The sequence below is a fragment of the Thalassorhabdomicrobium marinisediminis genome, assembly GCF_003072065.1.
GTDB lineage: Bacteria > Pseudomonadota > Alphaproteobacteria > Rhodobacterales > Rhodobacteraceae > Octadecabacter > Octadecabacter marinisediminis.
In genome coordinates, this window is the sequence record NZ_QCYG01000001.1 from 325,942 (window position 1) to 351,515 (window position 25,574).

Below are 25,574 nucleotides of genomic sequence, written 5' to 3' on the forward strand. Positions count from 1 at the left end.
GGCCGTCTCGGCGGACAGCTGCGCGTGCTGCCGGGCGCGGTGATCGGCTGGGACATGTCCGCCGCGCTAGCGCTCGGTGACGCGCTCGGCGTCCCGCCGCTCGCCATGGCCGAACTGTTGCCCGTCATCGAAGCGGTGATGGTGGCCAAACTCAACGAACAGATGGAACGCCCCAATGGCTGAAAAACGCGTCAGCGTCCGCCTCGCTGCGGTCGGCGGGCGACAGGTGCGCGCCGAACTGGAAGGCGTCGGCGAGGCGGGGTCGCGCGGCTTCGGACGGCTCAGCCGCGAAATGGAGGCGGCGAACGCCCGGCTTGCGGCCTTCTCGCGGCGGGTCCGGGTCGCGGCAGCCGCCGCCGTGGCAGCTGCTGCCGCCGCGGGCGTGGCGATGATCCGCTCCGGCCTCCAGACCGTCGATGCGCAGGCGAAGCTCGCGCAGTCCCTCGGGACCACAGTCGCGTCAATCCAGACGCTGGAGCGCGCAGGTGAACTGGCGGGCGTCTCGATGTCCGGCATCGAGCAGGCCACCAAGGATCTGACGCGGCGGCTCAGCCAGGCAGCCGCCGGGACCGGTCCCGCCGCCGACGCGCTGGATCGGTTGGGCCTCACCGCCAACGACTTGATCGCCCTGCCGCTGGACCAGCGCGTCGGCGCGATCAACGCGGCCATCGAGGAGTTCGTGCCGGTGGCCGAACGCGCGGCGGTCGCGGGGCAGCTCTTCGGTGAAGAAGGCTCCATCGCGATGTCGCGGATCGACACCGCGACGCTGCGCCAGGCGACCGAAGACGTCCTTGCGTTCGGTGTCGCCGTCTCGGAACAGGATGCCGACCAGATCGAACGCACCAATGATGCAATCTCGCGCCTTGGCCTCGTCTGGCGCGGGCTGTCGAACCAGCTGGCGGTTGCAGCGGCACCGGCGCTCGAAGCTGTTGCAGACGCCATGGCGGCGGTCGCCAGCCGCACCGGGCTGCTGGGCATTGCCATCCGCGATCTCTTCGACAACATCGGCCGTCTGACGACCTATGCAGCGACCTTCGCGGCGTTTCTTGCGGGCCGCTGGGTCGCTGGGATAGCTGTCGCAGCGCTGTCGGTCCGTGGGCTCGCCACGGCGCTGGTCCTGCTGCGAGGGGCCCTGATCCGCACTGGCATCGGGGCGTTGATCGTTGGCGCGGGCGAGCTCGTCTATCAGTTTACCCGCCTCGTGTCCGGCGCCGGCGGTTTCGGCGAGGCAATGTCGCTGCTGAAGGACCTCGCCGTCGAGGTCTGGGAGCGGATCAAGATGGGCGCTGCTGCGGCGGGCGCGGCCGCCACGGCGATGTTCTTCGACCTGAAGGCCGACGCCGCATCGGGCATGCAGAGTGCCATCGAGAGCGTCGTGGCTTTTGGCAACACCGCCGCGAACGCCTTCGAGGGCGCCTACGAGGCGATCAAGGCGATCTGGGGGCTTCTCCCGGCGGCCATCGGTGATCTGGCGTTTCAGGCGGCGAACAGCCTGATCGACGGCGTCGAGGCTATGCTTAACGGTGTCGTCTCGCGCATCAATGGCTTCATCGGCGGGATCAACCAAGGGCTGGAAGCGCTCGGCTCTGAACGGCGCATCTCGATCATCCCCGATCTTGAGCTGGGCCAGATCGAGAACCGGTTTGAGGGCGCCGCGACGGCTGCGACCACCGCAGCACAGGCTGCTTTCGACCGGGCCTTCGACGACAATCCGCTCACCGCGCCCGATTTCGGGCTCACCCAGGCGGCCAATGCTGCACTGGCCAAGGCCAATACGTATCGCGGGGCGGCACGCGATCTGGCTGAAGGCGCGCGTGCGCCACTCGCCAGCTGGCAGGCCCTGCGTGACGCGGTGCAGGGCAGCAATCAGGCTAGCGCGGACGCGCTGACCGAGGCGACCGACGCGGCTGAGCGGTCCGAGACACCCCTTGGCGATGCGGGACGGGCGGCCACCGGCGCTGGTGCTGCGGTCGGGGCTGCTGCCGCTGCCGCCGGACCCGACACCGAAGCCGCCGTCACCGGCTGGCAGGCGGTCACCGCAGCGCTCAGCGACTATGCCAGCAAGGCGCGCGAGATCGGTGGCGATATCGGCCAGAGCCTTGTCGGTGCCTTCCAGTCGGCCGAGAACGCCGTCGGCCAGTTCGTCAGGACCGGCAAGCTGGACTTCCGCAGTCTGGTCACCTCGCTGCTGGCTGATCTCGCCAAGCTGGCGGCGCGGCGGTTCATCCTCGGGCCGATCGCCAATGCGCTTTCCGGCGCGCTTGGGGGTGCGGGCGGGATCTTCGCGAACATCTTGCATGCAGGCGGCATGGTAGGTGCCTCCGCGCCAGGCCGGATGGTCCCGGCCATGGCGTTCGCGGCGGCACCCCGAATGCATTCCGGCGGCGTAGCCGGTCTCCGCCACGATGAAGTCCCGGCCATCTTGCAACGCGGCGAGCGCGTGCTGTCGCGGCGTGAGGGGCAGAGCTACGGCGGTGGCGGCGGGGTCAACGTCACCATCATGGCCCGTGACGCCGAGAGCTTTCGGCAGTCACGCACCCAGGTCGCGGCGGATATCGCCCGTGCTGTGTCTCTCGGTCGGAGGGGCATGTGATGGCGTTTCACGAGGTCAGGTTTCCCGACAACATCAGCCGGGGCGCGCGGGGCGGGCCGGAGCGGCGGACGCAGATAGTCGAACTTGCCTCGGGCGACGAGGAGCGTAATGCGAGCTGGGCCAATTCGCGCCGCCGCTACGACGTCGCCTATGGCATCCGCCGCGCGGACGATCTGGCGGCCGTCGTCGCCTTCTTTGAGGCCCGAAACGGTCGCCTGCACGGCTTCCGGTTCAAGGACTGGGGCGACCACAAGTCCTGTCTGCCCTCGGGCGCGCCATCGCCGAGCGACCAGGCGATTGGCACCGGCGACGGGACGACAACCGCCTTCCAGTTGGTGAAGCGCTACACGTCCGGGGCTCAATCCTGGACGCGCGACATCGCCAAGCCGGTGACGGCAACCGTGCGCATTGCACTCGGCGGGGTGGAGCAGCTCTCCGGATGGTCGGTCGATACCACGACCGGGACCGTGACCTTCAACGCTGCGCCCGGGGCGGGCGTTGCGATCACCGCAGGCTTCGAATTCGACGTGGCCGTCCGCTTCGACACTGACGCGCTCGACGTGACGCTTGATCTCGAGCGGCTGGGCTCGATTACCTCCATACCCTTGCTAGAACTCCGCCAATGAAGAGCATCACCCCTAACCTGCAGGCGCATCTGGACGACGGGACAACAACTCTGGCCTGGTGCTGGCGCATCCACCGCGCCGACGGCGCGAGTTTCGGCTTCACCGATCATGACCGGACGCTGAGCTTTGACGGCACGGACTTCGAGCCCGAGAGCGGGCTGACAGCCGCCGAGGTCCGGTCCGGCTCCGATCTCTCTGTTGATGCCCAAGATGCCGAAGGTGTGCTCACCTCTGACCGCATCACCGAGACCGACATTCTCGACGGCCGCTGGGACAACGCCGAGGTCGAGGTCTGGCGGGTGAACTGGGCCGATACCGGCCAGCGCGTCCTGATGCGGCGCGGCGCCATCGGCCAGATCCGGCGCGGGCGGCTGGCCTTCGTCGCCGAGGTCCGCTCCCTCGCGCATGTACTCGGCCAGACGGTTGGCCGGACGTTTCAGGCGACCTGCGATGCGGCACTCGGCGATGCCCGCTGCGGCGCCGATCTCGAGGATCCCGCCTTCAAGGGCATTGGCGCTGTCATCGATCTTCTGCGTGATCGGGCTTTCACCGCCTCGGGGCTTGGCAGTTTCGCATCTGGCTGGTTCACCTTTGGCACCGCCGAATGGACCAGCGGCGCAAATGTGGGGCGGCAGGCAGAGATCATCGCGCATGACCTGACTGACAGTATTGCAGTGCTGACGCTGCTCGAAGCACCAGTGCGATCTATCGCTGAGGCCGATGCCTTTACCATCCGCGCGGGATGCGACAAGCGTATCGAGACCTGTGGGGCGAAGTTCGCCAACACCGCCAATTTCCGAGGCTTCCCGCACATCCCGGGTCAGGATGCGGTGCTGCGCTACGCGACGAAGGACGGCGGGCACGAGGGGGCGGTGTTGTGAACGCCGCCGATCCCGAGCGCGTCATCGCCATCGCGCGCTCCTGGCTCGGCACGCCCTACCACGACCAGGCGAGCCTGTGCGGTGTCGGCTGCGACTGCCTCGGGCTGGCGCGCGGCGTCTGGCGCGAGGTCGTAGGTCCCGAGCCGTTCGCGATCCCGCCCTATAGCCGCGATTGGGGCGAGACCGGGCCATGCGAGGTTCTGGCCGAAGGCGCGCGCGCCAGGATGATCGAGTTACCTATAACTGAGGCCTGTCCCGGCGCGCTGGTGCTGTTCCGGATGACGCCCCGCGCCATCGCCAAGCATGTCGGGATCCTCACTGGGCCCGACAGCTTCCTCCACTCCTATGAGCGCCTTGGCGTCATTGAGGAACCGCTCACCCCATCCTGGCGGCGGCGGATCGCCTTCGCTTTCCTGTTCCCGCAACGCTGAGACCCCGACATGGCCACCCTCGTTCTCGGTGCCGCTGGCGCCGCCATTGGCGGTTCGATCGGCGGTGCAATCCTCGGCGTGAGTGCCGCGACAATTGGTGGCTTCATCGGCTCCACCATTGGCTCGGTCGTCGATAGCTGGATCATCTCGTCACTGGCACCAACCCAGCGGATCGAGGGCGCGCGGATGGACAACCTGCGCATCACCTCGGCCACCGAAGGGGCGGTGATCCCGCGCCTCTATGGCCGCATGCGGATCGGCGGCAACATCATCTGGGCCACGGATTTCCGCGAGGAGTCCAAGACCACCACGCAGGGCGGCGGCAAGGGTGGTGGCGGGGGCGGCAAGGTCAAGACTACCGAGTATTTCTACTATGCGAGCTTCGCGGTCGCGCTGTGCGAAGGGCCGATCACCGGCATTGGCCGCATCTGGGCCGACGGCAAGCTGCTAGACACCGCCGGGATCACCTGGCGCTGGTATCCGGGTGACGAGGCCCAGACAGCGGATCCATTCATCGCCGCAAAGATGGGCGCTGCCGACACGCCGGCCTATCGCGGCACCGCTTATGTGGTCTTCGAGGACCTGCCGCTCGGCAATTACGGCAACCGCCTGCCGCAGCTCTCCTTCGAGGTATTCCGCCCGATCGCCGATCCCCACACCGCCGAGGGGCTGACGCAGGCGGTCACGATGATCCCGGCTTCGGGCGAGTTCACTACGCGACGCAGGGCATCCGCAAGGGCAGCGGCGGCGCGCAGACGCCGGAGAACCTGAACGCGCTCTCGGACACCGCCGACATGGTCGTGGCGCTGGACCGGCTGCAGGCCATGGCGCCGAAGGTGGAGAGCGTCAGCCTCGTCGTCGCTTGGTTCGGGAACGACCTGCGTGCGGGCGACTGCACCATCCGACCTGGCGTAGAGGTCTCGGAGAAGACAACGAGTCCGCAGACATGGAGCGTGAACGGCGTCTCCCGCGCCGGCGCCCATCTCGTCAGCCGTGATGACCAGGACCGACCCGTCTACGGCGGCACGCCGGCAGATTTCGCCGTGGTGCAGGCGATCAAGGAAATGAAGGCGCGCGGGCTGCGTGTCACCTTCTATCCCTTCATCCTTATGGACGTGCCGCCCGGCAACAGCCTGCCCAGCCCTTATTCCGACAACGCCGCCGACATGGGCCAGCCCGCCTTCCCGTGGCGCGGTCGGATCACCTGTTCGCCCGCGGCTGGTTTCGCCGGGACCGTGGACAAGACCGCCACGGCGGCAAGTCAGGTCGCGGCCTTCTTCGACAGTGCTGGACCGGAGCGGCGGGCGACTGGGGCCTGCGGCGCATGGTGCTGCATTACGCCCATCTCTGCGCAGCGGCGGGCGGGGTCGATGCCTTCCTGATCGGGACGGAGATGCGCGGGCTGACCACGATCCGCTCGGGCGCCAGCGCCTATCCGGCAGTGCAGGCTTTCCGCGATCTGGCGGCCGACGTGCGGAGCATCCTAGGGTTCGGCACGGCGATCAGCTATGCTGCCGACTGGTCGGAATACTTCGGTCACCAGCCAGGCGACGATGAGGCGGGGAACGCCACCGGTTCGAGTGACCCGCCGAATGGCGACGTATTTTTCCACCTCGATCCGCTCTGGGCGGATGCCGAGATCGATTTCGTCGGGATCGACAACTACATGCCGCTCTCCGACTGGCGCGACGGCTTTGAGCATGCCGATGCGCAGGAGGGCTGGCCCGCGATCTACGACCGCGCCTATCTGTAGGAGAATATCGCAGGCGGGGAAGGCTTCGAGTGGTTCTATGCCAGCGCCGCCGACCGCTCCGCGCAGGTGCGCACGCCCATCAGCGACGGTGCCGCCAGCAAGCCGTGGGTTTTCCGCTACAAGGATCTGCGAGCCTGGTGGTCGAATCCGCACTACGACCGCCCGGGCGGGGTGGAGAGCGCTACGCCGACGGCGTGGGCGCCGCAGTCGAAGCCGATCTGGTTCACCGAGCTCGGCTGCCCGGCCATCGACCGGGGCACCAACCAGCCGAACGTCTTCTTCGACCCGAAGTCGTCGGAGAGCTTCACGCCGCATTTCTCGCGGGGCTGGCGGGATGACGCGATCCAGCGGGCATATCTGGAGGCGACGTATCTCTGGTGGGGTGAGGCTACGAACAACCCGCTGTCCTCGGTCTATGGCGGCCGGATGGTGCATGTGCCGGAATGCGCGGCCTGGACCTGGGATGCGCGGCCGTACCCGTCCTTTCCGGCGCTGACCGACGTCTGGACGGACGGCGCGAACTGGCGGCTCGGCCACTGGCTGACTGGGCGGCTCGGCGCGGTGTCGCTGGCGGCCCTCGTGCGGCATCTCTGCCTGCGCGCCGGAATGCCCGAGGCAAGGATCGACGTCACCGGCCTTTGGGGCGCGGTCGAGGGCTACGCCATTGGTGCGTTGGAAAGCCCGCGCGCCTCGATCACCGCGCTGTCGCGACACTTTGGCTTCGACGCCGTTGAGACCGAAGGCATGATCCGTTTTGTCAGGCGTGGCCGGGCGTCCATCACCAGCATCGCGCACGACGATCTTGTCGCAGCCCGCGAGGGCGACGTGCTAGAGCTCACGCGCGCGCAGGAGACGGAACTGCCGCAGGCCCTCAAATGGCAGGTAGCCCGCGCCGACGAAGATTACGATGCCGCTCTCGTCGAGGCGCGACGCATCACCGTGGACACAACCCGGATTGCCTCTGAGAGCTTTCCGATGGCGGTCCCGCCCGAGGAAGCCGAACGGCGTTGCCGCCGCGCGCTTATGGAAGCATGGACCGGGCGGGAGACAGCTGCATTCCGCCTGCCGGCCTCGCGGCTGGCGCTCGACCCGGCGGACGTCGTCACGCTGGAACATGACGGGCGGCACATCCCGCTGCGGCTTGTCTCCATCGCGGAAGCCGAATCTCGCGGGATCGAAGCTGTTCGTCAGGACCGCGAAGCCCATGATCTACCGCCGGGATCGCCACGACCGTCGTCCCTGTCGAAAGCTGTGGCATTCGGCGCACCTGAGGCGGTGCTGATGGACCTGCCTCAACTTACCGAGGATCAGCCCGCGCATCGGCCGTTCATTGCTGCCCATGCCGTTCCCTGGCCAGGCGAGATGGCAGTGTTTCGCAGCCCCTCGACCGATGGCTTCGAGCTGCTGACGACCTTCGGCAGCCGCGCCCGGATCGGGGCGCTCGTCTCGGACCTCTATGAGGGGCCCACGTTGCGCTTCGACCTCGGCAATGCGCTGGTGGTCGATCTGCTGACCGGCACGCTTGAAAGCGTCACCGACCTGACTCTGTTCGGCGGCGCCAATGCGCTGGCCATCGAGAGCGCGCCGGGTATCGGGGAGATCGTGCAGGCGGGCTCGGCCGAGCTGCTGGCGCCCGGCCGGTATCGGCTGACCCGGCTGTTGCGGGGCCAGCGTGGCACCGAGGCCGCCATGGGCAACCCGGCGCCTGCAGGCGCGCGTGTCGTCGTGCTGGACACTGCGCTAGCATCGCTGCCGATCGCCGAGGCCGACCTGGGCATCCCGTGGAACTGGCGCATCGGCCCCGCGAGCCGTCCTGTCAGCGACGAGACCTATGTGGCGCGGGTCTTCACGCCCGAGGGCGTCGGTCTGCGGCCGTTCTCGGGCGCCCATGTCGAGCAGCCATGGCGCAGACCGCGTGCGTCCGGCGATCTCACGATCCGCTGGACGCGCCGGTCCCGCGCACTCGCGGCCGACAGCTGGGGAGGGCTCGAGGTGTCGCTAGCCGAGGAGCTCGAAGCCTACGAGGTGGAGATCCTAGACGGCGCCACCGTGAAGCGGGTGCTGAGCACCGCCACCACGAGCGCGGTTTACACGGCCGCCCAGCAGACCGCCGATTGGGGCGCTCCGCTCGCCCCCGGTGACACGCTCGACATCCGCATCTTCCAGCTCTCCGCCCTCGTGGGGCGGGGCTCGCCCAAGACCGTCATGCTCACGTTCTGAAGGCCATCCCATGTCCGACGCCACGACCCATCTCCTGCTGCCCTACATCCTGGCGGCGCAGGCCCAGAAGCATGTCACCCACAACGAGGCGCTGCGGATCCTCGACGGGCTCGTCCATCTCTCGGTCCTCGACCGCGATCTGGCAGCACCCCCAGCGAGCCCCGCCGACGGCGACCGATACATCGTCGCTTCGGGCGCGACGGGCGACTGGGCGGGCTGGGACCTGAACGTCGCGCTCTGGACCGATGGCGCTTGGCTCCGCTTGCCACCCGGCACCGGCTGGCGGGCGTGGATCGAGGATGAGGGCCTGCTGCTGGTCTACGATGGCGCGGGCTGGGTCGGCACCACGCCCAGCGAGTTGCAGAATATGGCGCTGCTCGGGCTCGGCACAACGGCGGACGCCTCGAACCCGTTCTCGGCCAAGCTGAACGCCGCGCTCTGGACGGCGAAGACCGTGGCCGAGGGCGGCACCGGCGATCTGTTCTACACCTTGAACAAGGAGGCAGCGGGCGACGATCTCGGCCTGACCCTGCAGACCAACTTCGTGACCAAGGCGCTGGTCGGGCTCTTCGGCTCCGACCGCTTCCGCCTCGCGGTCTCGGCCGACGGCAGCACCTTCTTCGACGGCCTCAACGTCGACAACGCCACCGGCAGCGTCGACCAGCCCCGGCTGCCGCGGTTCAAGGCTTACACGAACTACGACAACTATGTCGGCGTTGGAGCCTGGAAAAAGATCGGCCTGAACAACACCGACTACAACGATCAGGGCGCCTTCGACGCGGCGAACAACCATTTCGTGGCGCCCGTCGACGGCACCTACCTCTTCGGCGCGTCGCTCATGTACAAGGTCAATGCCAGCACGACCGCGCGCATGCGGGGGCGGCTCGTTCTGAACGGCACAACCGAAATCCGCGGCTCCCTCGGCGAAATCTCCGCCACCCACGTCTCGCTCGCCACCGCGATCTGGCTTCAGACCATGGTGCCGCTGACGGCGGGCGATACCATTGAGCTTCAGGGGTATTTCCGGGTCGCGGACGGCTACTTTGCCGCCGACCACACGTCCTTCTGGGGCTGCAAGGTCGGCTGAGCGGCGGGAGGAGGATCCGATGACACCACCCCGATCTGATCAGGGCTTTGACCGCATGCCCGATGCCGAGTTCGAGGCCATGCTGGCACGCGCGGCCGAGAAAGGCGCCAAACGCGCGCTCGCCGATGTCGGCCTCGATGGTGAAGAGGCTGCGCTCGACATCCGCGACCTGCGATCCTTGCTCGACTGCGTGCGGCTGGTGCGGCGCACCGCGATGCAGACCGCCGTCCGCATGGTCACCACCGGCGTCATGCTGGCGCTGCTGGCTGGGATCGCGATCAAGCTGAAGATCTTTGGCGGCGGTCCGTAGCCGCCCGTCGCGACAATTCCCGCACCAACCGGAACCCGCCCATGTGGCGGGTCTTTTCGTTTCTGGAGGACTCCCAATGACCACGACTTTTTACGACCACTGGCGCGAGGTGCCCGAGAGTGCCTGGCGCTGGCCGAACTTCAGCCCGGCCGAGATCGCTTGTCGGGGCACCGGTAAGCTGCTCGTCAACAAACCCGCGCTCGACAAGCTTCAGGCGCTGCGTGACCGACTGGGCAAGCCGCTGATCGTCCGCTCGGCCTATCGCAGCCCCGAGCACAACCGCGCTGTCGGCGGCGCGACCCAGTCGAAGCACATGGATGGCGCCGCCTTCGACATCGCCATGGCGAACCACGACCCCGTGACCTTCGAGGCTGCGGCGCGCGAGGTCGGGTTCCTCGGCTTCGGGTTCTACCCGCGCTCCGGTTTTATGCATGTCGATCTCGGGCCCGCGCGGCAGTGGGGCGAGCGGTTCCTAGTCCGGGCGACGGCCATTGCGTCGGAGACGCCGCCAGCGCGCGAGGTGCTGACTGACAGCCGCAAAATGAAGGGTGGAGGGGCGGCCGGAGTGGCGACGCTGGGTGCCGCGGGTGTCGAGGTGGCGCAGAGCGTCCTGGCGGAGACCCAATCCTCGATCCTGCCGCTTGTGCCGTATCTCGATACGCTCCGCTGGCTGTTCATCGCAGTCGCGCTCGGGGGCATCGCGGTCACGATCTACGCCCGCCTCGACGATTGGAAGCGGGGGCGTCGGTGATCGGCGGACTCGTCGTCACGCTCGCCGGATCGGAATGGGCGCGCATAGCGCTCCGTTCCGCCGTCACAGCCTTCGCGATCCTTCTGTTCCTGCTGGCCCTGCGCCGTTCCGGCGAGCGCGTCGGTCGCTTGGCCGAGCAGCTCGAGACCATGGAGAAAACCAATGAGGTTCAGCGGAGGATGCTGGAAGCGGCGGCTCGCCGTCCTCGTAGTCGCGACGAGTTGGTTGACCGGCTGCGCGACGGCAGGTTTTGAAGCTGGCGGCGTGGCAGCGTGTCCGCCGGTCGTCGAATACAGCAGGGAGTTTCAGGCACAGGCTGCCGAGGAACTGGCGACGCTGCCAGACGGATCGGCTGTTGTCGAGATGATGGCGGACTATGCTGTTATGAGAGACCAAGCTCGGGCGTGCGTATCCAGTTGAAACGTGATGATCATAGGCCGTTTCGAACCTATTCGACGACGGGATAAAACGGCTTGCCCCAGTTTTCATTTGGGTTGTCCATCATGATGTCGATGAAAACAGGCATCAGAAACCCAAGGATCTCAGCGCCGTCCCGAACCTGCGATCGATTCACGCCGCTGTTCCAGGTCGATCCTCCGTGGACGAGTTGATTTCGCAGGACGTACAATCGGTCGAAGACGAAGCTCAGGACGCGTGCGGTGTCACCCGCTTGGAATGATGTTGCGAATAATTGGGCTGAGGTCTTGAAGCGTTCCTCCCAATCCTCGAAGCCGTCAATCCCATTGTGGTATTGCCAGAAGGGATTGAAGACGTACCGGTTTTCCATGAGCATCCGAACAGGACCGGAAAACTGCTGCCACAGTGCCTTGTAGATGCGTTGGTCTTGATCAAGGGCGACCAGTCGACCGAAGTACTCGACGAAAGCAGCGCGTTCTCCCGGGGCGACAGCCTGAAACTCCTGCTCGTCGGCGTATGCCGCGTTGAATGCGATCCAAAGGAAAATGAAACGCGCATCATCATCCTCGCCACAAGCTTCTGCACGGCCGATCCAACTGATGGCGCGGTGAGCGCGCAGCCCCATGGTTTCGGGGAAGCCTTCGCGAATGGCGCGTTGTTTTGCTTTTAGAGCTGTATGGTCAAGGCCGTTTGTCATAGTAAATTCCTGTTCAATATTTTCATGGTAAAGCGTCGAAATCCGACCTCTGGTGGCCCGCAATCAATTCGCGCAATCCTGCTGGCGCCAATACGTCTACCTTGTCGCCCCATTGATAGAGGTGCCAAGCCATTTCCAACCAACCCGCTGCCTTGAACCTGACGATCAGGCTGCCATCGTCCTGAGGCTCGACAACTTGGGTGGGATGAAAACGGAATTCGGCGGCGCGCTCCGCGGCTTCAGGTGTGAAGCGCCACACGACTTCGCCGTATTGTTCGGGGTCTTGATAGACACCAAACGCCTGAGCGGCATAGGCCTCTAGAGAGAAACCCGAGGCCGGCTGAAAGCTCTCGTTCAGAACCTCCGCTTCATGAATCCGATCCATGCGGAAGTTCAGGATGTCTTCTCCACGCGCGGGTTGGCGTGCCACAAGATAGGTGCGGTGCCCCAGCAACATGCCATGCGGTTCGATCACACGCGGCGCAGCGCCCTGAGCGCCATAGCAGACGCGCAGCCTGAAGGGACCGCGGAGCGCTTCGATGACAGCATCCGTCACGGCAGGCTTCAGTGTGACGGTAGGGCCTGGGCGCGTGACTTGTCCCAATCCAGCCAGCACTGCCTCTGCATCGGCTTCCGACCGCAGCGCGTCCCTTGGATTCAATCGCGCCAGCAACCCGTCGCGGAGATCCTCCAGAGCGCGTGAGTGCCGTATTCGCCCTTCATCGCGCGCGGTGCGTGCCGCGATTTCCAGCGCCTCGATCGCCGTTTCCTGCCGGGGCTGCAGTCGGTCTGGCAAGGGTGCGTCCATCCGCCAGTATCGCCGTCGTTCGGCGTCGTCTACGGTCGAAACGTTCACGAAAGTTGCTTCGAGAGCCTCGGTCATCCGTTGAGCAGTGCGATGCGAAACATCGAACTCAGCGGAGATGTCCTCAAGGCTGACGCCTCCTCGGCGGGAAGCCGCCATCTGGGCAAGGCGAAGCAAGTCCTGCGCTTTTGCAAAAGACATTTGAACTCCATGCCAGAAATTGACACCCTTGCAAGATATTGATGAGCTTGCGGTCTGTCGAGGTGATTCCCTCGGAGGTTGATTTTTAAAGGTATTGGAGCAGCCATGAGGGATTTCGACGGTCGCATATTCTTGTCCGCTACGGATCTCATGCGCTTCACAGGCTGCGCACATGCGACCACCCTTGATCTGGCACATATGCGCGGAACGGGCCCGGAGCCGGGCGACGACAGCGAGGACGCAGCGCTTTTGAAAAAGCAGGGCGATGCCCATGAGGCGGCGCATCTCGCACATCTCAAGGAGGCCGGGCGCACGGTCATTGAAATCGAGCGCGGCAAGCTTGGCGAAAACGCCGAAGCCACGCGCGCGGCGCTCGCCGCTGGTCCGGATGTGGTGTTTCAGGGCGCGTTTCTGTCGGGAAACTGGGGCGGCTGGTCTGACTTCCTGGAGCGTGTCGAGACACCTTCGGCGCTTGGATCGTTCAGCTATGAAGTGGCCGACACCAAGCTGAAACGTCGGGCTGATCCCAAACATGTGCTTCAGCTGGTTCTGTATTCCGACCTGTTGGCGGAAATTCAGGGGGTGGTGCCCGAGTTCGCGCATGTCGAATTGGGAGACGGTACCCGCGCGACGCTGCGCCTGGCAGACTACTCTTCCTATGCACGGATGGCGCGACAACGGCTGGAAGCCTTTGTCGCCGATCCGCAGCCCACACGCCCGGTGCCATGTGCTGATTGCGGTCTGTGCCGCTGGGCCGAACATTGCAACAGCGTCTGGCACGCCGAAGACAGCTTGTTCAATGTCGCCAACATCAGTCGCGGTCAGGTGAAAAAGCTAGAAGCCGCAGGCATTCACACATTGGAGGCTCTCTCGACGCTGGATCACCCAGTGCGCGGAATGGCCGAAAACACCCAGGCCCGTTTGGTCACTCAAGCCCGCCTGCAGCAGGCTCGCAAAACCGGGGAGCCAGATTTCGAACTACGGGCACCCGAGCCTGGCAAAGGCTTCGACCTGTTGCCGGAACCGCAGCCGGGCGACCTGTTCTATGACATCGAAGGCGACCCGCACTACGAGGGCGGCCTCGAATACCTGCATGGCATCTGGTTCGACGGGGCGTTCAAGGCGTTCTGGGCCCATGACCACGATGCCGAAGCGCGGGCATTGTCCGACTTGCTGACGTTCTTTCGCGCGCGGATTTCGCAGTACCCCACTGCGCGTATCTATCACTACGCGCCATATGAGATCACAGCGCTCAAACGCCTGACCACGAAATATGGGATCGGAGAGGCTTTTCTTGACCGCCTGCTTAGGGAACGGCGCTTCGTCGATCTGTTCGCCGTGGTCCGTGGCGGACTGATCGGATCGGAACCGAACTATTCCATCAAATCGATGGAGGCCTTTTACGACCGCAAGCGCGACGGTGAAGTCAAGACGGCGGGTGGCTCGGTCGTGGCATATGAGCGCTGGCGCGAAACGCAGGACCAGCAGATCCTGGACGAGATCGAGGATTACAACCGCGTCGACTGTGTCTCGACCGAGGAATTGCGCGACTGGCTGGTCGGCATCCGACCTGCTGGCCCTTGGCCGACACTTGCCCCGGATGCAGGTGATAAAGAGGTCGAAGAGGACGCCGATACGCAAGCTCTGCGCAACCTGCTGGCAGCATCAGGTTTGCCGGAAGCGCGGCAGGATATGTTGTTCAACCTCGGCGTTTTTCACAGCCGCGAAGTGAAGCCCGCGCAATGGGCCGTATTCGATAGCGCTGCGAAGGACGAAGATGATCTGCTCGACGATCTCGAAGCGCTTGGCGGGCTTGAGGCAGCGGGTCCTGTCGAACCCGTCAAGCGATCCTTTGCGCGCCGATACACCTATCCCGAACAGGAAACGAAACTGCGTAGCGGTAAGAAGGCGACGGTTCCGGTGTTCGACAGTCCCCCGACAACGGTCGGAATCGAGACCATGGATCGCCGCGCCCGCCAGATCACAGTCAAAGCAGGTCCAGGCAAGGCCGAACTTCTGGCGGATCAGCTGACGTTGCATCCGGACTGGCCGATCCAGACAGGTGTCATTGCCGGTGCTTTGCGCGATATGATCGCCGATCAGTGCGGCGCGCGCAGGTACACGGCGGTGGATGACCTACTGTCGCGCGCTGCGCCGCGTCTGGGTTCTGGCCCACGGGGCGATCTTTTGGGCGGGGCAGACCCAGTAACGGGCACTATTGCCGTAGTGAATGACATGGATGGAACGGTCCTGTCGATTCAGGGGCCACCTGGTACCGGCAAGACCTATGTGAGTGCACGCGCGATCCTGTCTTTGGTGCGCAAGGGCCATCGCGTCGGCGTCGCATCCAACAGCCACGAGGCTATCAGGAACGTGCTGATGGGCTGTCTTTCAGCGTTGGAAGACGAAGACCTGCCGATCAATCTCGAACTCGTGCACAAGGTTTCTGGCAGCGAGGATGGTTATCCCGAAGATTGCGATGTTCATCGTACGACCGACAACGCAGAGGCCGCCAACGGCGGGCATGTCGTGGGCGGCACCGCGTGGTTCTTCTCGCGCGACGAAAATGTTCAGGCATTTGATTGGCTGTTCGTGGACGAGGCAGGCCAGGTCGGACTTGCCAACATGGCCGCCATGGGGCGTGCCGCGCGAAACATCGTGCTTGTGGGCGACCCACGCCAGTTGCCGCAGGTCATTCAAGGAGCGCATCCCGAGCCTGCGAACCTGTCGTGCCTGGATTGGATGCTCGGTGAGCATGCGACAGTTCCAGCCGAGCGGGGCATCTTCCTTCACACATCCCGGCGCATGCATCCGGAGGTCTGTCGGTTTGTCTCGGAACAGGTGTATGAGCGCCGACTGACCAGCCACCCTGATACGGCTAACCAGTGCGTGACAGGCACGGCGCTCCCCGAAGCCGGAGCTTTCTGGGTGCCGGTCCCGCATGAGGGTAATGCACAGATCGCACAGGAAGAAGTCGCCGCTATTGGCAAAACCGTCACTGACCTCCTCGACGGCAGCTGGACGGAGAAGGACGGCAGCACGCGGCCGATGCGCGAGACGGACATCATCGTCGTCGCCCCATACAACGCACAGGTAAACGCTTTGCGGGATGCCCTTCCTTCAGGCGTCCGCGTCGGAACCGTGGACAAGTTTCAGGGGCAAGAGGCGCCGGTCTGCCTGGTTTCCATGACCGCATCTTCCGCCGAAGAAACCTCGCGCGGGATGGAGTTTCTGTTTTCCCTGAACCGCATCAATGTCGCGGTCTCCCGCGCCAAGGGACTCGCATTGGTATTTGGAGCCCCGCGATTGCGTGAGGCGAAGTGTAATACTGTTGAGCAAATGCAGCTGGTGAATACGCTGTGTGCTTTGGCTCTTGTACAAAGTGCTAAATGATGAAGGGTCTTTTTTCTAAATTTAGGCGAAAACTGGCTGGCTCCTCGGATGCGTCCGCGCATCCAGATTTGAAGCCACTGTCCAATTCTGATTTCCCCGATGGTGATTACTTGCCGGAAGCCACACAGGCTAAGGTCAGCTCGGTGCCTGACGAACCCGCGGCCGCTCCCCCGGATGTAATCGAGAGCAGTCTTCATCCGGACCTGCTTGTTTTCGAGCGTGAGTTTTTCGCGACGGATATTCCTGCCAATCCACGCGGCGAAGACCCAATGCGAGTGAATACTCCTGCTTCCGGGCAAAATCCTTCAACAACTGAGACATTCACAAAACTTGAAGTGGAGAATGAAGTTTCGGGTAAAGAGGAGTCCGATCCGGATCCCGGCTTGGCTCCACCAAGTCCCCTTCCGTCGAGCTTGAGTAGCGAAGTCGAGCTTTTGGAGGCGGATGACAAATATGATGAACTCATTGATGAAGACGATGAGTTCGCTGAACCGGCCGACGAGCTCTGGGAGGTTGCGCTTCCATACAAGTTCGGTGAGGAAATTGAAGGCGACAGCACCCATGACGCTTCGTTTGACGTTACTGATTTCAGAGCGTTTCCGGAGTTTGGTTCACGAGAGGTCGAGAAGGAAACCGAGAACGCCCAGTGGGAAGACCTTTTGGATCTGGATCTATTTGAGGAAGATCCAGATCTATCTTCTCAGATTGTTGAAGAAGAGACTATCACCGATAGTCACCTATTGGATGAATACGCCGCAAGGCTGGTCAGCCAGATGCGGATCATAAAGCTTGCCGAGCGTGCCCTGCTTCAAGGTCGCTGGAAAGCAGTCTTGGAGGAGTTCCCGTTCTCGTCAAGTTTCAGAGCGCTTTCGAGGCTGGTGCAAGCTGGCATCAGTCTCGGAGAGCTGGAAGATGCATGCGAACTGAAATGTCTTTGGCGGGAATCTCCTTGGCTTTGGTCTCACCGTAAGTTCAACAGAATGCAGCGTGCTTGGGAGATTGATGAACGATCGAGCTATCGCAGCGCTCTTTCTTGGAAACTTGCATTGGCATTGGTCCATCGTGTTGGCCGTGCAGAGGCCGAGCGAAAGATTTTCGATGATTGGCGAAACGAATGGCTTCAAATGCAGCCAGAGCAATTGAGCGACGGTGTTCGCATGGACGCACGGTTCTGGAGCTATCCTGCTTTCCTTAATCTCGATGCCGAATGCATTGAACTGATTGATACTGAAACTTGGTATTATGAGGAGCCTATCGATATTCAACCGTCGAGTTCCTTCCGCCTCGAGGATAGCGAGGGCCAGATTTGGCGTTTCGAACCGAAAAATGGACGCTGGGACACTGGCTTTCTGTCATTGCTACCACACGCCAAACGGGTAGCAGCAAAAGAGGAAGCCGAGGCAAAAGAGGCAGGCAAGAATGCATAGATTGTTATTTCCATCAAAGGGCGCTCTCGTGAAATTGAAAGACGGCGCGCGTGGGGTGATCCATGATCTGAGGCCGAAAGCAGAGCCGAACGAGGCTCAAATCGCCATGGCTGGCAATCGCCGCGTATGGTTGGCGCTATCAGATCTGAAGCCCGCATATGCGCCTGGACAGCAAGTACAGCACAAGCCACCGCGAGGTCGCGGAGCTAGCCTTGGGACCGGGGTTGTACTTGCTACGCGCCCGCTGGGAGGCTTCGAGCAGGTTCTCGTTCAGTTTGCAGAGACTGGAGAAACCAGGTGGCTGGACTGGCGTGTTCTCGCACAGGCGATGCCTGTCGAGTTGCGGATCGCAAAACGACAAACTGGCCAGCATTTGGACCATGCGGAGCGCTTCCGGCTCCGTATTCTGTCCAAGGCACTTCAGATATGGAATTCGAACACCGGAGCATTCGGTCGTCTCGACATCGACCCTCTGCCGCATCAACTTGATGTGGCACGGAAGGTCGTAACTTCCCCTCAGGCACGTTGGCTGATCGCCGACGATGTTGGGCTTGGCAAGACCATTGAGGTTGGTCTAATTCTTCACGCCCTCTCGCAGCGTAACCGCTGCAGGCGCGTCTTAATCGTCTGTCCTTCTTCGCTGACCAAGCAGTGGAAGGATGAGATGCGCGTCAAGTTCGGGCGTGCCTTCGAGATCTATCAGCGCGACTTCCGCCCCGAATACGCGGACGAAATGCGCCTAAGGGAGAATGTCATAATCTCACTCGATCTCGCCAAACGCGACGAGCATTTGGCAAGGCTCATCGAAGCTGGCTTCTGGGATGTAATTGTGTTTGATGAGGCGCATCGGCTCGGGCGGTCTGAAACCGGCGAGCAGACGGAACGCTATGCGCTCGCTCACAAGCTTCGCGACCGGACCCACTCTTTGCTGTTGCTTACCGCAACGCCGCACCAAGGCAAAACCCGTCGCTTTGCGGCTCTATTGGAGTTGGTGCGCCCGGACCTCCTGCCCGAAATCCGAACACTGGAGATGAACCCAGAGGTGGTTGGAGATATCATCATTCGTAACCGGAAGACCCGCGTCACGGATGCTGAAGGTACGCTGATTTTTCGCGGCCACGACACGCTTCGCCACATGGTGATCCCGTCGCCCGAAATGCGCACTGCGGACAAGGCGCTTCGGAGGTATTTGAGCGAGGGGTATCGCGCCAGTGCAGACGCACAGGATAGAATGATCGGCCGCGCCATCGGGTTTGTCATGACGACGTATCGCAAGCTCGCTTCATCTTCCGTGGCGGCAATCGAGCGCGCGCTGGAACGTCGCTTAGAACGACTTCGAGATTTCGATGCCGCTTCGGCACTGGCGATACCTTCTGACGACCAGCTCGAAGGCGACGACAATCTTGCGGAAGCTGGGCCCATCGGTGAGGTCGGCGCCTTCTTCGCCGATGAAGCAAGCGAGGTTCAGGCCGTTCTGAAACTCATCCGCGTGGCTCGGCAATCGGATGCGAAACTGCAGACATTCCTTAATGACGTGGTTTCGCCGCTTCTAACGCAGGGCCAAAATCTGTTGGTGTTTACTGAGTACAGGGCTACACAGAGTTACCTAGCAGAGGCAATCGCAAACGCATGTCCGGGGGTCCAGGTCGCCGCGATCAACGGCTCAATGCCTCTGGATGAAAAAATGAGGAACGTCCGCGCTTTCAACCGCCGAGAGGCTCAGATCATGGTTTCGACTGAAGCAGGCGGCGAAGGCTTAAACCTACAAGACGCCTGTCATATCATGGTAAATTACGATCTGCCATGGAACCCGGCACGCCTAGTGCAACGGATCGGCCGTTTGTACCGCTATGGTCAGACGCGACGCGTTCAAGTCATTAATTTGCAGTCGGATGACGGCTTCGACAACAGCGCCATCATCTTGTTGTTGGACCGTGTCAGCACGATTGCACAAGACATGGCCAGTGTTGCCGGCGAAATGAAGGACGCCTTGGCCGCGGAAGTGCTCGGTGAGCTGATGTCCTATATCGACATGGAAAGCATCCTGGAACGAGCGACGAGCATGAAGATGGACCAGACCGAAGAGGAAATCGCGGAAGCCATACGCGAAGCACAGAAGGCGAGGGCGGCCGAGGATGATATTTTGCAGTTCGCATCCGCACAACAGACACGCGTTTCGGGCGGCTTCGACTTTCGGCATATCGTCAGCTTCGTGAAAGGGATGGCGCCAATCGCCGGGTATAATGTGCGAGCCGAGATGCATGGCGGAAAGACGCTAGAGCTTGAGCTTGCCGAAGAGGATATCGGCCGTTGGCCGGAATTCGGCCGTCGTAGCATTGTGCGCCTGACCGCAGACCACACTAGGGCGACATCCGATCCCTCACTAATCCCAATGGACTTCGAAGCTGGCTTTGTGCGCGATCTGTCAGAGCTTGCCAACGATAGGCTGCTCTTCGATGGATTGTACGCAGAAGCGGAAACGAGAACCGACAATGACGAGGAAGACGACGTAGTTGCTGTCCATCAGATCCGCTGGCAGGGTCTATCCGGCGAGTTGCTAGAGGAAGAGCTGATTGCCCTTTCGGGCAAAAAGGACGGTGCCGCGGAGCTAGCGCATGACGAGTTTGCGGACCTGCTGCTGAGGCGGCTGGACAGTGTGCCGGCATCGATGGCCAGCGATGAGGACCGGTTGATCGCTAAAGCCTTTGCACCGACAGTTGAAAGTATTGTCACGCGCTCGGCCGAAGCCGACCGCATGCCCTCGTCCGTGTTCATGGCTGCAGGTCTTAAAAGAAGGCGTCGGCGCACTCTGTCGGAGTAGGCCGAAAACAGTTGGGGCAGAGAAGGTTCGACGCTAGACCCATCCCCTCCGCCACTTGCCCCATTAAGAACCGGTAGTGAAGTCCAAGTTAAGCATTCTCCGGCGTAACACGGGTTTGACGATACTTTCGGATTTCTAGCGTCAGGTAGTCAGGCACGCTTGGATTTTCCGGACCTGATGCGTGTTAAGGTCAGACCAACGACTCTTCGCTACGGATCAGGCGCACGGTGAGCACAATCAGGCCCGCCCGCTACCTGAGGCCTCGTCCCGCCGCACGGGTTCCGGTGCGATGGCGGAGACGATGGCGTCGCGGTCGGTCTTGTCCCGGGCGGAGGTCACCTGTTGTGCCAGCCTGTCAGCGTCCTGTTTCTTAACCCGTGCGACAATCTCTTCGGCGTTATCGTCCGCGTAGCCCAGTGCCCGCAGGGTCTGTGCGCCCAGCGCGAGACCGGACAGCCATGTTTCGCGCAGGATGGCGCTGGCGGGAACGCCTTCGCCCGCCAGCCGGACCGCATGGATGCGGTCGTGGGCGCGGACCTGCAGGGCCGCGGCGGGGAATTTTCGCTGCACGGTGCGCACGATCTCCAGCGTGGTGTCCGGATCATCGGTGGCCACAACGATCACCTTCGCAGTCCCGGCCCCCGCGGCGGTCAGCACATCGGCCCGCGTGCCATCGCCGAAATGCACCCGCACGTTGAAGCGCTTCGCCTCGCGGATGCGGTCGGCGTCGTGGTCGAGAAGCGTCACGGAAATTCCTTCCGAGATCAACGGCTGCGCCACCAGTTGACCCACACGGCCGAAACCGACGATCAGGACCGATCCCTCGGCATCGGTGTAATCCTCATCAAGGGTTTCCCGCTCGGGCCGCCCCATGATCCAGCGATAGGCGCGGTCGGATTGCGATGACAGGGCCATGGACAGGGTCACGATCGCCACCACGATTGATGAGACCTCGGGGGGCAGGATCAGCGCGGAGCTCGCCGCGGCGAACAGCACGAAACCGAATTCGCCGTGCTGGCCCATGGCAAAGGCGATGCGCAGCGCGGTCGGGTGGGGGGTGCCGAAAGCGCGGTTAACGCCATAGGCCCCGATGCCTTTCAGCGCCACGGTGACCGGCACCGCAAGGGCGATGATCAGCCAGTTGTCCGCGACGGCGGCCAGATCAAGGGAAAGGCCGACCGCAACGAAGAACAGGCCCAGAAACAGGCCACGGAAGGGTTCGATATCCGCTTCGACCTCATGCCGGTATGAGGATTCCGCCAACATCACCCCGGCGATGAACGCGCCCATGGCATAGGACAGGCCCGCCGCGGCCATGATCAACGCGGCGAGAACCACCACGCCAAGGGCGGCGGCCGTCATCAATTCGGGCGTGCGGGTGCGGGCGACGATGCGGAAGATCGGGTCAAGCGCGTAGCGCCCGATCAGGATCAGAAGGACGATAGCGCCGATGCCGATGGCCGTGGCCTGAAGGTTTTCGGCCAGCGTCGCCTCATCCCCCGACGGTGCCAGCAGCGTAACAAGCAACAGGAACGGCACGATGGCCAGATCCTCGAACAGCAGCACCGCGATGGCGGTCTGTCCGAAGGCGGAATTGCGCTCGCCCCCTTCGTCGATGCCGCGCATCACCAGCGCGGTCGAAGACAGGGCCAGCCCCAGCCCGACGATCAACGCCGCGCGCCAGTCCAGCCCCGTCAGTAAGGCCGCCGCCGTCAGCAAGACCGCGCAGACCATGACCTGCGCCAGCCCCCGACCGAAGATCGTGCCGCGCATGTCCCACAGGCGGGCGGGGCGGAACTCGAGCCCGATGACAAACAGGAACAATACGACGCCGAACTCGGCGAAATGCAGCAAGGCCTCCGGATCGCGGGTGAACGAGATCGACAGAACCCCGCCCGCGACGACCCCCGCCACGAGATAGCCGATCACCGTGCCCAACCCCATCGCACGCGACAGGGGCACGAAGATACAGGCCAGCACGATCAGCGCCAGCGCTTCGAGGAACGCGAGCTCCATGCCGACAAGGCCGAACATCGAGCGTGCGTCCTCGGCTCCAGCGGCGACTGCGGGCGCGGCTGCCAAGGCGGTGACGACCGTCAGTGCGGCGCAACGGGCTGGCCAACCCCTCACGGGTAATGCACCCCGCCTTCGGCGCGCATGATCTCGCGTTGGTCCTCGGGCAGCGGGATGAACTCCTCTTCGTCCCCCGGCACGGTCTCGAACCGCCCGCGCCGCCATTCATCCTTGGCCTGTTCAATCCGCTCGCGCCGCGAGGAGACGAAGTTCCACCAGATGTAGCGCGGCCCGTCCATCGGCGCGCCCCCGAACAACATGAAGCGCGCGTGATCGCCGGTGCCGTCGGGCACACCGGTGACAGTGATCTCGTCCCCCGGGCGCAAAACCAGCAGTTGACCGGGCTCGAAGGTCGCCCCGGCGATCTCGATCTTGCCGCGGATCGTGTAGAGCGCACGTTCTTCCGCGTTGGGCCGGATCGGGGCCTTTGCACCGGGGGCCAGTGTGACATCGGCATAAAGCGTGTCCGACGCGGTCTTGAGGGGCGAAGTCGCGCCGAAGGCGGACCCCGCGATCAGCCGCGCGGTCAGCCCCTCGGCCTCAACCGTGGGCAGATCGGACTTGCCGTGGTGCATGAAGGCCGGATCGGATTCCTCTTCATTCTCGGGCAGCGCCATCCAGGTCTGCAAGCCGAACAGGCGCTGCCCGCTTTCCTTGCGCTCTTCCGAGGTGCGCTCGGAATGCACGATGCCTTTTCCCGCTTTCATCCAGTTCACCGCGCCCGGTTCAATCGCAAGATCCGAGCCCAGTGAATCCCGGTGCAGGATCTGGCCCTCGAACAGGTAGGTGAGCGTGGCAAGGTTGATGTGCGGATGGGGACGCACGTCGATCCCCTGATCGGTGAGGAACTCCGCCGGTCCCATCTGGTCGAAGAAGATGAACGGCCCCACCATCTGGCGCTTGTCCGAGGGCAGGGCGCGGCGCACCTCCATCTCGCCCAGATCGACCGCGCGGGGCACGATCAGGGTTTCTACCGCATCGACGCTGCGCGCGTCACCGGGAACGGGGTCGGGGCAGGGGCTCCAGCTCATCTTGCGTCTCCTTTACTGGTTTTTCTTTTCTAGCACATCCTGCCACTCGGCGTGTCGCTCGATCTGCGCCTTGGCGAAGGGGCACAGCGGCACGATCTTGCGGCCCTCGGCGCGGGCATCCTCGACCCCGCGTTTGACCAGCGCCTGACCGACGCCGCGCCCACGCAGCGCGTCCGGCACCCCGGTGTGGTCGATGATGATCGTGCTCTCGCCCATGCGCGAATAGGTCATCTCGGCTTCATGGCCATCGACGACCGCCACGTAACGGCCCTTGCTGTCGGTTTCCTCGCGGGTGATGTCGAAGTCAGTGCTCATGGGTCTCTCCCTTGTCATTGAGGTGTTTGCGCAGCCACGCCGCTTCATCCGCGACGATCCCGTGACCGGCGCCGGGCATGATGATCGTCTCGACCGCCGCGCCCATCGCATCCAGAACCTTGGCGCTTTCGCGTACGCGGGCAAGGGGGATGTGCGGGTCCTGTTCGTGGCACCCCAGCAGGATGGGCACGTCCGGCAGTTGTCCGGCGTAGTCAAAGGCCTTGGCTGTGCGGCCATAGAGATCATCGCGGGCCGCGCCGCCACCCTCGCCGGTGCCGACAAGCGCGCCGGACAGGGCCGCGACCGCGTGGTAGGGCGCCGCCTGTCGCGCCGCCGCCTCAACCGCGAGGCAGGCACCTTGGGAAAACCCGACCAGCGCCACACGCTCAGGCCCGAAGCCTTGCGCGTTCAGGTCGTCCAGCAGATGTGCCACAACGCTCAGCCCGCTGCTCAAGCCCGGCTCATTTGCCTCCAACGGCGCAAGAAAACTGTCCGGCCACCAGGACCGCCCGGCCGCTTGCGGTGCCAGTACCGCAAGCTCCGGCAGGGCAAGGTGGTCGGCCAGACCGATCATATCCTCGGGGCTGCCGCCCCGTCCGTGGATCATCACCAAGGCCAGCGCCGCCCGGTCCAGCGGGGCCCCGGCCGTCACCAGCCGTTGCCCCGCATGCGGACCGGTGCCGCGGGTTGTGGTCTGGGGGGCGCCGCTCATGACGGCACCCGGATGTTCGGCAGAATCTGCTCGATCCGGTCGCGGTGCGCCTCGTATTTCTCGGGCAGTTTCAGCGCTTCACCCAGATGGGCGGGGTCTTCATCCACGGCAAATCCCGGTGGATCGGTGGCGATTTCAAACAGCACCCCGCCGGGCGTGCGGAAATAGATCGCATCGAAATACTGCCGGTCGATCACCGGTGTCACCTGTTGCCCGATCGCCGACAGCCGCTCGCGCCACGCGAGCTGTTCTGCCTCATCACGCGCGCGGAAGGCCACGTGGTGGATGCTGCCCGCGCCCTGCCGCCCGATGGACCGCGCCTGCGAGGTCATCAAATCCACCGCAGAACCGCGCCCGGGATCGGTCGAGCGATAGCGCAGGCGCGTTTCTTCCGCGTCGGTGCCGCCGGTCGCGGTGGTCTCTTCCGCCTCGCGCTCATAGCCCATGGCTTCGAGGATGCTGGCGGTCGAGGCGACATCCTCAAGCCAGAGGGTCACGGAGTGAAAGCCTTCGTCCTTCTTGCCGCCTTCGATCAACTCCACCCGCAGGCCGTCGGGATCGCGCAGCGCGATGGCCCGTTCGCCGAACCGTTCGAAGGGGCCGTCGAAGTCGATGGCCGCCTCAGCCAGGTCGTTCATGCGGCGGTCCAGATCGGGGATCGCATAGGCCACGGCCGAGGCCATCCCCGGACCTGCGCGACCGGGGCCCGCATCCACGAAGGGAAAGAAGGTCATGATCGAGCCGGGTTCTGCATTCTTGTCGCCATAATACAGGTGATAGGTGCCCGGATCGTCGAAATTCACGGTGCGTTTCACCAACCGCTGGCCCAACGTGCCAACCCAGAAATCAAGGTTGTCCTGTGGTGGGCCGGAAATCGCGGTGACGTGGTGCAGGCCGGCAATGGCCGGTTTTTGCGCTTGAGACATGGTGTTCTCCTTTTGGATGGCGGGGCCGGAGGGGGCCCCGCGTCTGTTGTGTTTGTGTGTTGAGGGCTTATCTAGGGCGCAAGGCACCAAGTGAAAGTCGTTAC

At 63.7% G+C, this 25,574-nt stretch carries 19 protein-coding genes and 1 pseudogene; 13 read left to right on the plus strand and 7 right to left on the minus strand.

Going from position 1 to position 25,574, the window contains the following annotated elements; translation table 11 throughout:
- The first annotated feature begins 54 nt into the window (after window positions 1–54).
- From DC363_RS17225 to DC363_RS01685, 10 genes and pseudogenes are all read left to right on the plus strand, one after another.
- Complete coding sequence (locus DC363_RS17225) at window positions 55–183, plus strand: DUF7697 family protein (protein WP_255453286.1); 129 nt, start codon at window positions 55–57, stop codon at window positions 181–183.
- On the plus strand, window positions 176–2,593 hold the full coding sequence (locus tag DC363_RS01645) for a phage tail tape measure C-terminal domain-containing protein (RefSeq protein WP_108639378.1): 2,418 nt from the start codon (window positions 176–178) through the stop codon (window positions 2,591–2,593). The genes DC363_RS17225 and DC363_RS01645 overlap by 8 nt, the downstream gene beginning before the upstream one ends.
- Window positions 2,593–3,219, plus strand: a complete 627-nt coding sequence (locus tag DC363_RS01650) for a DUF2460 domain-containing protein (protein WP_108639379.1) — start codon at window positions 2,593–2,595, stop codon at window positions 3,217–3,219. The genes DC363_RS01645 and DC363_RS01650 overlap by 1 nt, the downstream gene beginning before the upstream one ends.
- Window positions 3,216–4,100, plus strand: coding sequence for a DUF2163 domain-containing protein (locus tag DC363_RS01655; RefSeq protein WP_108639380.1), 885 nt, complete (start codon window positions 3,216–3,218; stop codon window positions 4,098–4,100). The genes DC363_RS01650 and DC363_RS01655 overlap by 4 nt, the downstream gene beginning before the upstream one ends.
- Window positions 4,097–4,531, plus strand: coding sequence for an NlpC/P60 family protein (locus DC363_RS01660; protein ID WP_108639381.1), 435 nt, complete (start codon window positions 4,097–4,099; stop codon window positions 4,529–4,531). The genes DC363_RS01655 and DC363_RS01660 overlap by 4 nt, the downstream gene beginning before the upstream one ends.
- Before the next feature lie 9 nt (window positions 4,532–4,540).
- A pseudogene (locus DC363_RS01665) lies at window positions 4,541–8,504 on the plus strand (baseplate multidomain protein megatron).
- A 10-nt stretch (window positions 8,505–8,514) separates the two neighbouring features.
- Window positions 8,515–9,591 carry a DUF2793 domain-containing protein gene (locus tag DC363_RS01670; RefSeq protein WP_108639382.1) on the plus strand — a complete coding sequence of 359 codons (1,077 nt, stop codon included), beginning with the start codon at window positions 8,515–8,517 and terminating at the stop codon, window positions 9,589–9,591.
- 19 nt (window positions 9,592–9,610) lie between these two features.
- Window positions 9,611–9,901, plus strand: coding sequence for a DUF6127 family protein (locus tag DC363_RS01675; RefSeq protein ID WP_108639383.1), 291 nt, complete (start codon window positions 9,611–9,613; stop codon window positions 9,899–9,901).
- A 76-nt stretch (window positions 9,902–9,977) separates the two neighbouring features.
- Window positions 9,978–10,652 (plus strand): YcbK family protein, encoded by a 675-nt coding sequence (locus tag DC363_RS01680; RefSeq protein ID WP_108639384.1) that lies wholly within the window; start codon window positions 9,978–9,980, stop codon window positions 10,650–10,652.
- A complete protein-coding gene (locus DC363_RS01685; protein WP_108639385.1) occupies window positions 10,649–10,906 on the plus strand; it encodes a hypothetical protein in 258 nt (85 codons plus the stop codon). The genes DC363_RS01680 and DC363_RS01685 overlap by 4 nt, the downstream gene beginning before the upstream one ends.
- 194 nt (window positions 10,907–11,100) lie before the next feature.
- Here the strand turns inward: DC363_RS01685 and DC363_RS01695 are convergent, their stop codons facing one another.
- Entirely contained in the window at window positions 11,101–11,766 is a 666-nt protein-coding gene (locus DC363_RS01695; RefSeq protein ID WP_196778352.1) for a HEPN domain-containing protein, read from the minus strand.
- Between the two features lie 22 nt (window positions 11,767–11,788).
- Complete coding sequence (locus DC363_RS01700) at window positions 11,789–12,772, minus strand: helix-turn-helix transcriptional regulator (protein WP_108639387.1); 984 nt, start codon at window positions 12,770–12,772, stop codon at window positions 11,789–11,791.
- Between the two features lie 105 nt (window positions 12,773–12,877).
- Between DC363_RS01700 and DC363_RS01705 the strand changes: the two genes are divergently transcribed.
- From DC363_RS01705 to DC363_RS01715, 3 genes are read left to right on the plus strand one after another with little or no spacing between them, the layout of a single operon-like run.
- A complete protein-coding gene (locus DC363_RS01705; protein ID WP_108639388.1) occupies window positions 12,878–16,165 on the plus strand; it encodes a TM0106 family RecB-like putative nuclease in 3,288 nt (1,095 codons plus the stop codon).
- On the plus strand, window positions 16,162–17,592 hold the full coding sequence (locus DC363_RS01710) for a hypothetical protein (protein ID WP_146180728.1): 1,431 nt from the start codon (window positions 16,162–16,164) through the stop codon (window positions 17,590–17,592). The genes DC363_RS01705 and DC363_RS01710 overlap by 4 nt, the downstream gene beginning before the upstream one ends.
- Before the next feature lie 28 nt (window positions 17,593–17,620).
- The gene (locus tag DC363_RS01715) at window positions 17,621–20,413 is read left to right on the plus strand and encodes a DEAD/DEAH box helicase (protein ID WP_158270818.1); all 2,793 of its coding nucleotides are present in this window, start codon (window positions 17,621–17,623) and stop codon (window positions 20,411–20,413) included.
- 237 nt (window positions 20,414–20,650) lie between these two features.
- Here the strand turns inward: DC363_RS01715 and DC363_RS01720 are convergent, their stop codons facing one another.
- From DC363_RS01720 to DC363_RS01740, 5 genes are read right to left on the minus strand one after another with little or no spacing between them, the layout of a single operon-like run.
- Entirely contained in the window at window positions 20,651–22,543 is a 1,893-nt protein-coding gene (locus DC363_RS01720) for a monovalent cation:proton antiporter-2 (CPA2) family protein (protein WP_158270819.1), read from the minus strand.
- Window positions 22,540–23,517, minus strand: a complete 978-nt coding sequence (locus DC363_RS01725) for a pirin family protein (RefSeq protein ID WP_108639392.1) — start codon at window positions 23,515–23,517, stop codon at window positions 22,540–22,542. Before DC363_RS01725 ends, DC363_RS01720 begins: the two co-directional genes overlap by 4 nt.
- A 12-nt stretch (window positions 23,518–23,529) precedes the next feature.
- Window positions 23,530–23,832 carry a GNAT family N-acetyltransferase gene (locus DC363_RS01730; RefSeq protein ID WP_196778353.1) on the minus strand — a complete coding sequence of 101 codons (303 nt, stop codon included), beginning with the start codon at window positions 23,830–23,832 and terminating at the stop codon, window positions 23,530–23,532.
- Entirely contained in the window at window positions 23,822–24,544 is a 723-nt protein-coding gene (locus DC363_RS01735; RefSeq protein WP_108639394.1) for an alpha/beta hydrolase, read from the minus strand. Before DC363_RS01735 ends, DC363_RS01730 begins: the two co-directional genes overlap by 11 nt.
- Window positions 24,541–25,470 carry a ring-cleaving dioxygenase gene (locus tag DC363_RS01740; RefSeq protein WP_108639395.1) on the minus strand — a complete coding sequence of 310 codons (930 nt, stop codon included), beginning with the start codon at window positions 25,468–25,470 and terminating at the stop codon, window positions 24,541–24,543. Before DC363_RS01740 ends, DC363_RS01735 begins: the two co-directional genes overlap by 4 nt.
- Window positions 25,471–25,574: the final 104 nt, after the last annotated feature.

Coding starts and splice junctions, on each gene's coding strand:
- DC363_RS01740 (WP_108639395.1), bottom strand. CDS start 25,470: ATGTCTCAAGCGCAAAAACCGGCCATTGCCGGCCTGCACCACGTCACC.
- DC363_RS01645 (WP_108639378.1), top strand. CDS start 176: ATGGCTGAAAAACGCGTCAGCGTCCGCCTCGCTGCGGTCGGCGGGCGA.
- DC363_RS01670 (WP_108639382.1), top strand. CDS start 8,515: ATGTCCGACGCCACGACCCATCTCCTGCTGCCCTACATCCTGGCGGCG.
- DC363_RS01700 (WP_108639387.1), bottom strand. CDS start 12,772: ATGTCTTTTGCAAAAGCGCAGGACTTGCTTCGCCTTGCCCAGATGGCG.
- DC363_RS01680 (WP_108639384.1), top strand. CDS start 9,978: ATGACCACGACTTTTTACGACCACTGGCGCGAGGTGCCCGAGAGTGCC.
- DC363_RS01725 (WP_108639392.1), bottom strand. CDS start 23,517: ATGAGCTGGAGCCCCTGCCCCGACCCCGTTCCCGGTGACGCGCGCAGC.
- DC363_RS01705 (WP_108639388.1), top strand. CDS start 12,878: ATGAGGGATTTCGACGGTCGCATATTCTTGTCCGCTACGGATCTCATG.
- DC363_RS17225 (WP_255453286.1), top strand. CDS start 55: ATGTCCGCCGCGCTAGCGCTCGGTGACGCGCTCGGCGTCCCGCCGCTC.
- DC363_RS01710 (WP_146180728.1), top strand. CDS start 16,162: ATGATGAAGGGTCTTTTTTCTAAATTTAGGCGAAAACTGGCTGGCTCC.
- DC363_RS01655 (WP_108639380.1), top strand. CDS start 3,216: ATGAAGAGCATCACCCCTAACCTGCAGGCGCATCTGGACGACGGGACA.
- DC363_RS01695 (WP_196778352.1), bottom strand. CDS start 11,766: ATGACAAACGGCCTTGACCATACAGCTCTAAAAGCAAAACAACGCGCC.
- DC363_RS01735 (WP_108639394.1), bottom strand. CDS start 24,544: ATGAGCGGCGCCCCCCAGACCACAACCCGCGGCACCGGTCCGCATGCG.
- DC363_RS01730 (WP_196778353.1), bottom strand. CDS start 23,832: ATGAGCACTGACTTCGACATCACCCGCGAGGAAACCGACAGCAAGGGC.
- DC363_RS01675 (WP_108639383.1), top strand. CDS start 9,611: ATGACACCACCCCGATCTGATCAGGGCTTTGACCGCATGCCCGATGCC.
- DC363_RS01650 (WP_108639379.1), top strand. CDS start 2,593: ATGGCGTTTCACGAGGTCAGGTTTCCCGACAACATCAGCCGGGGCGCG.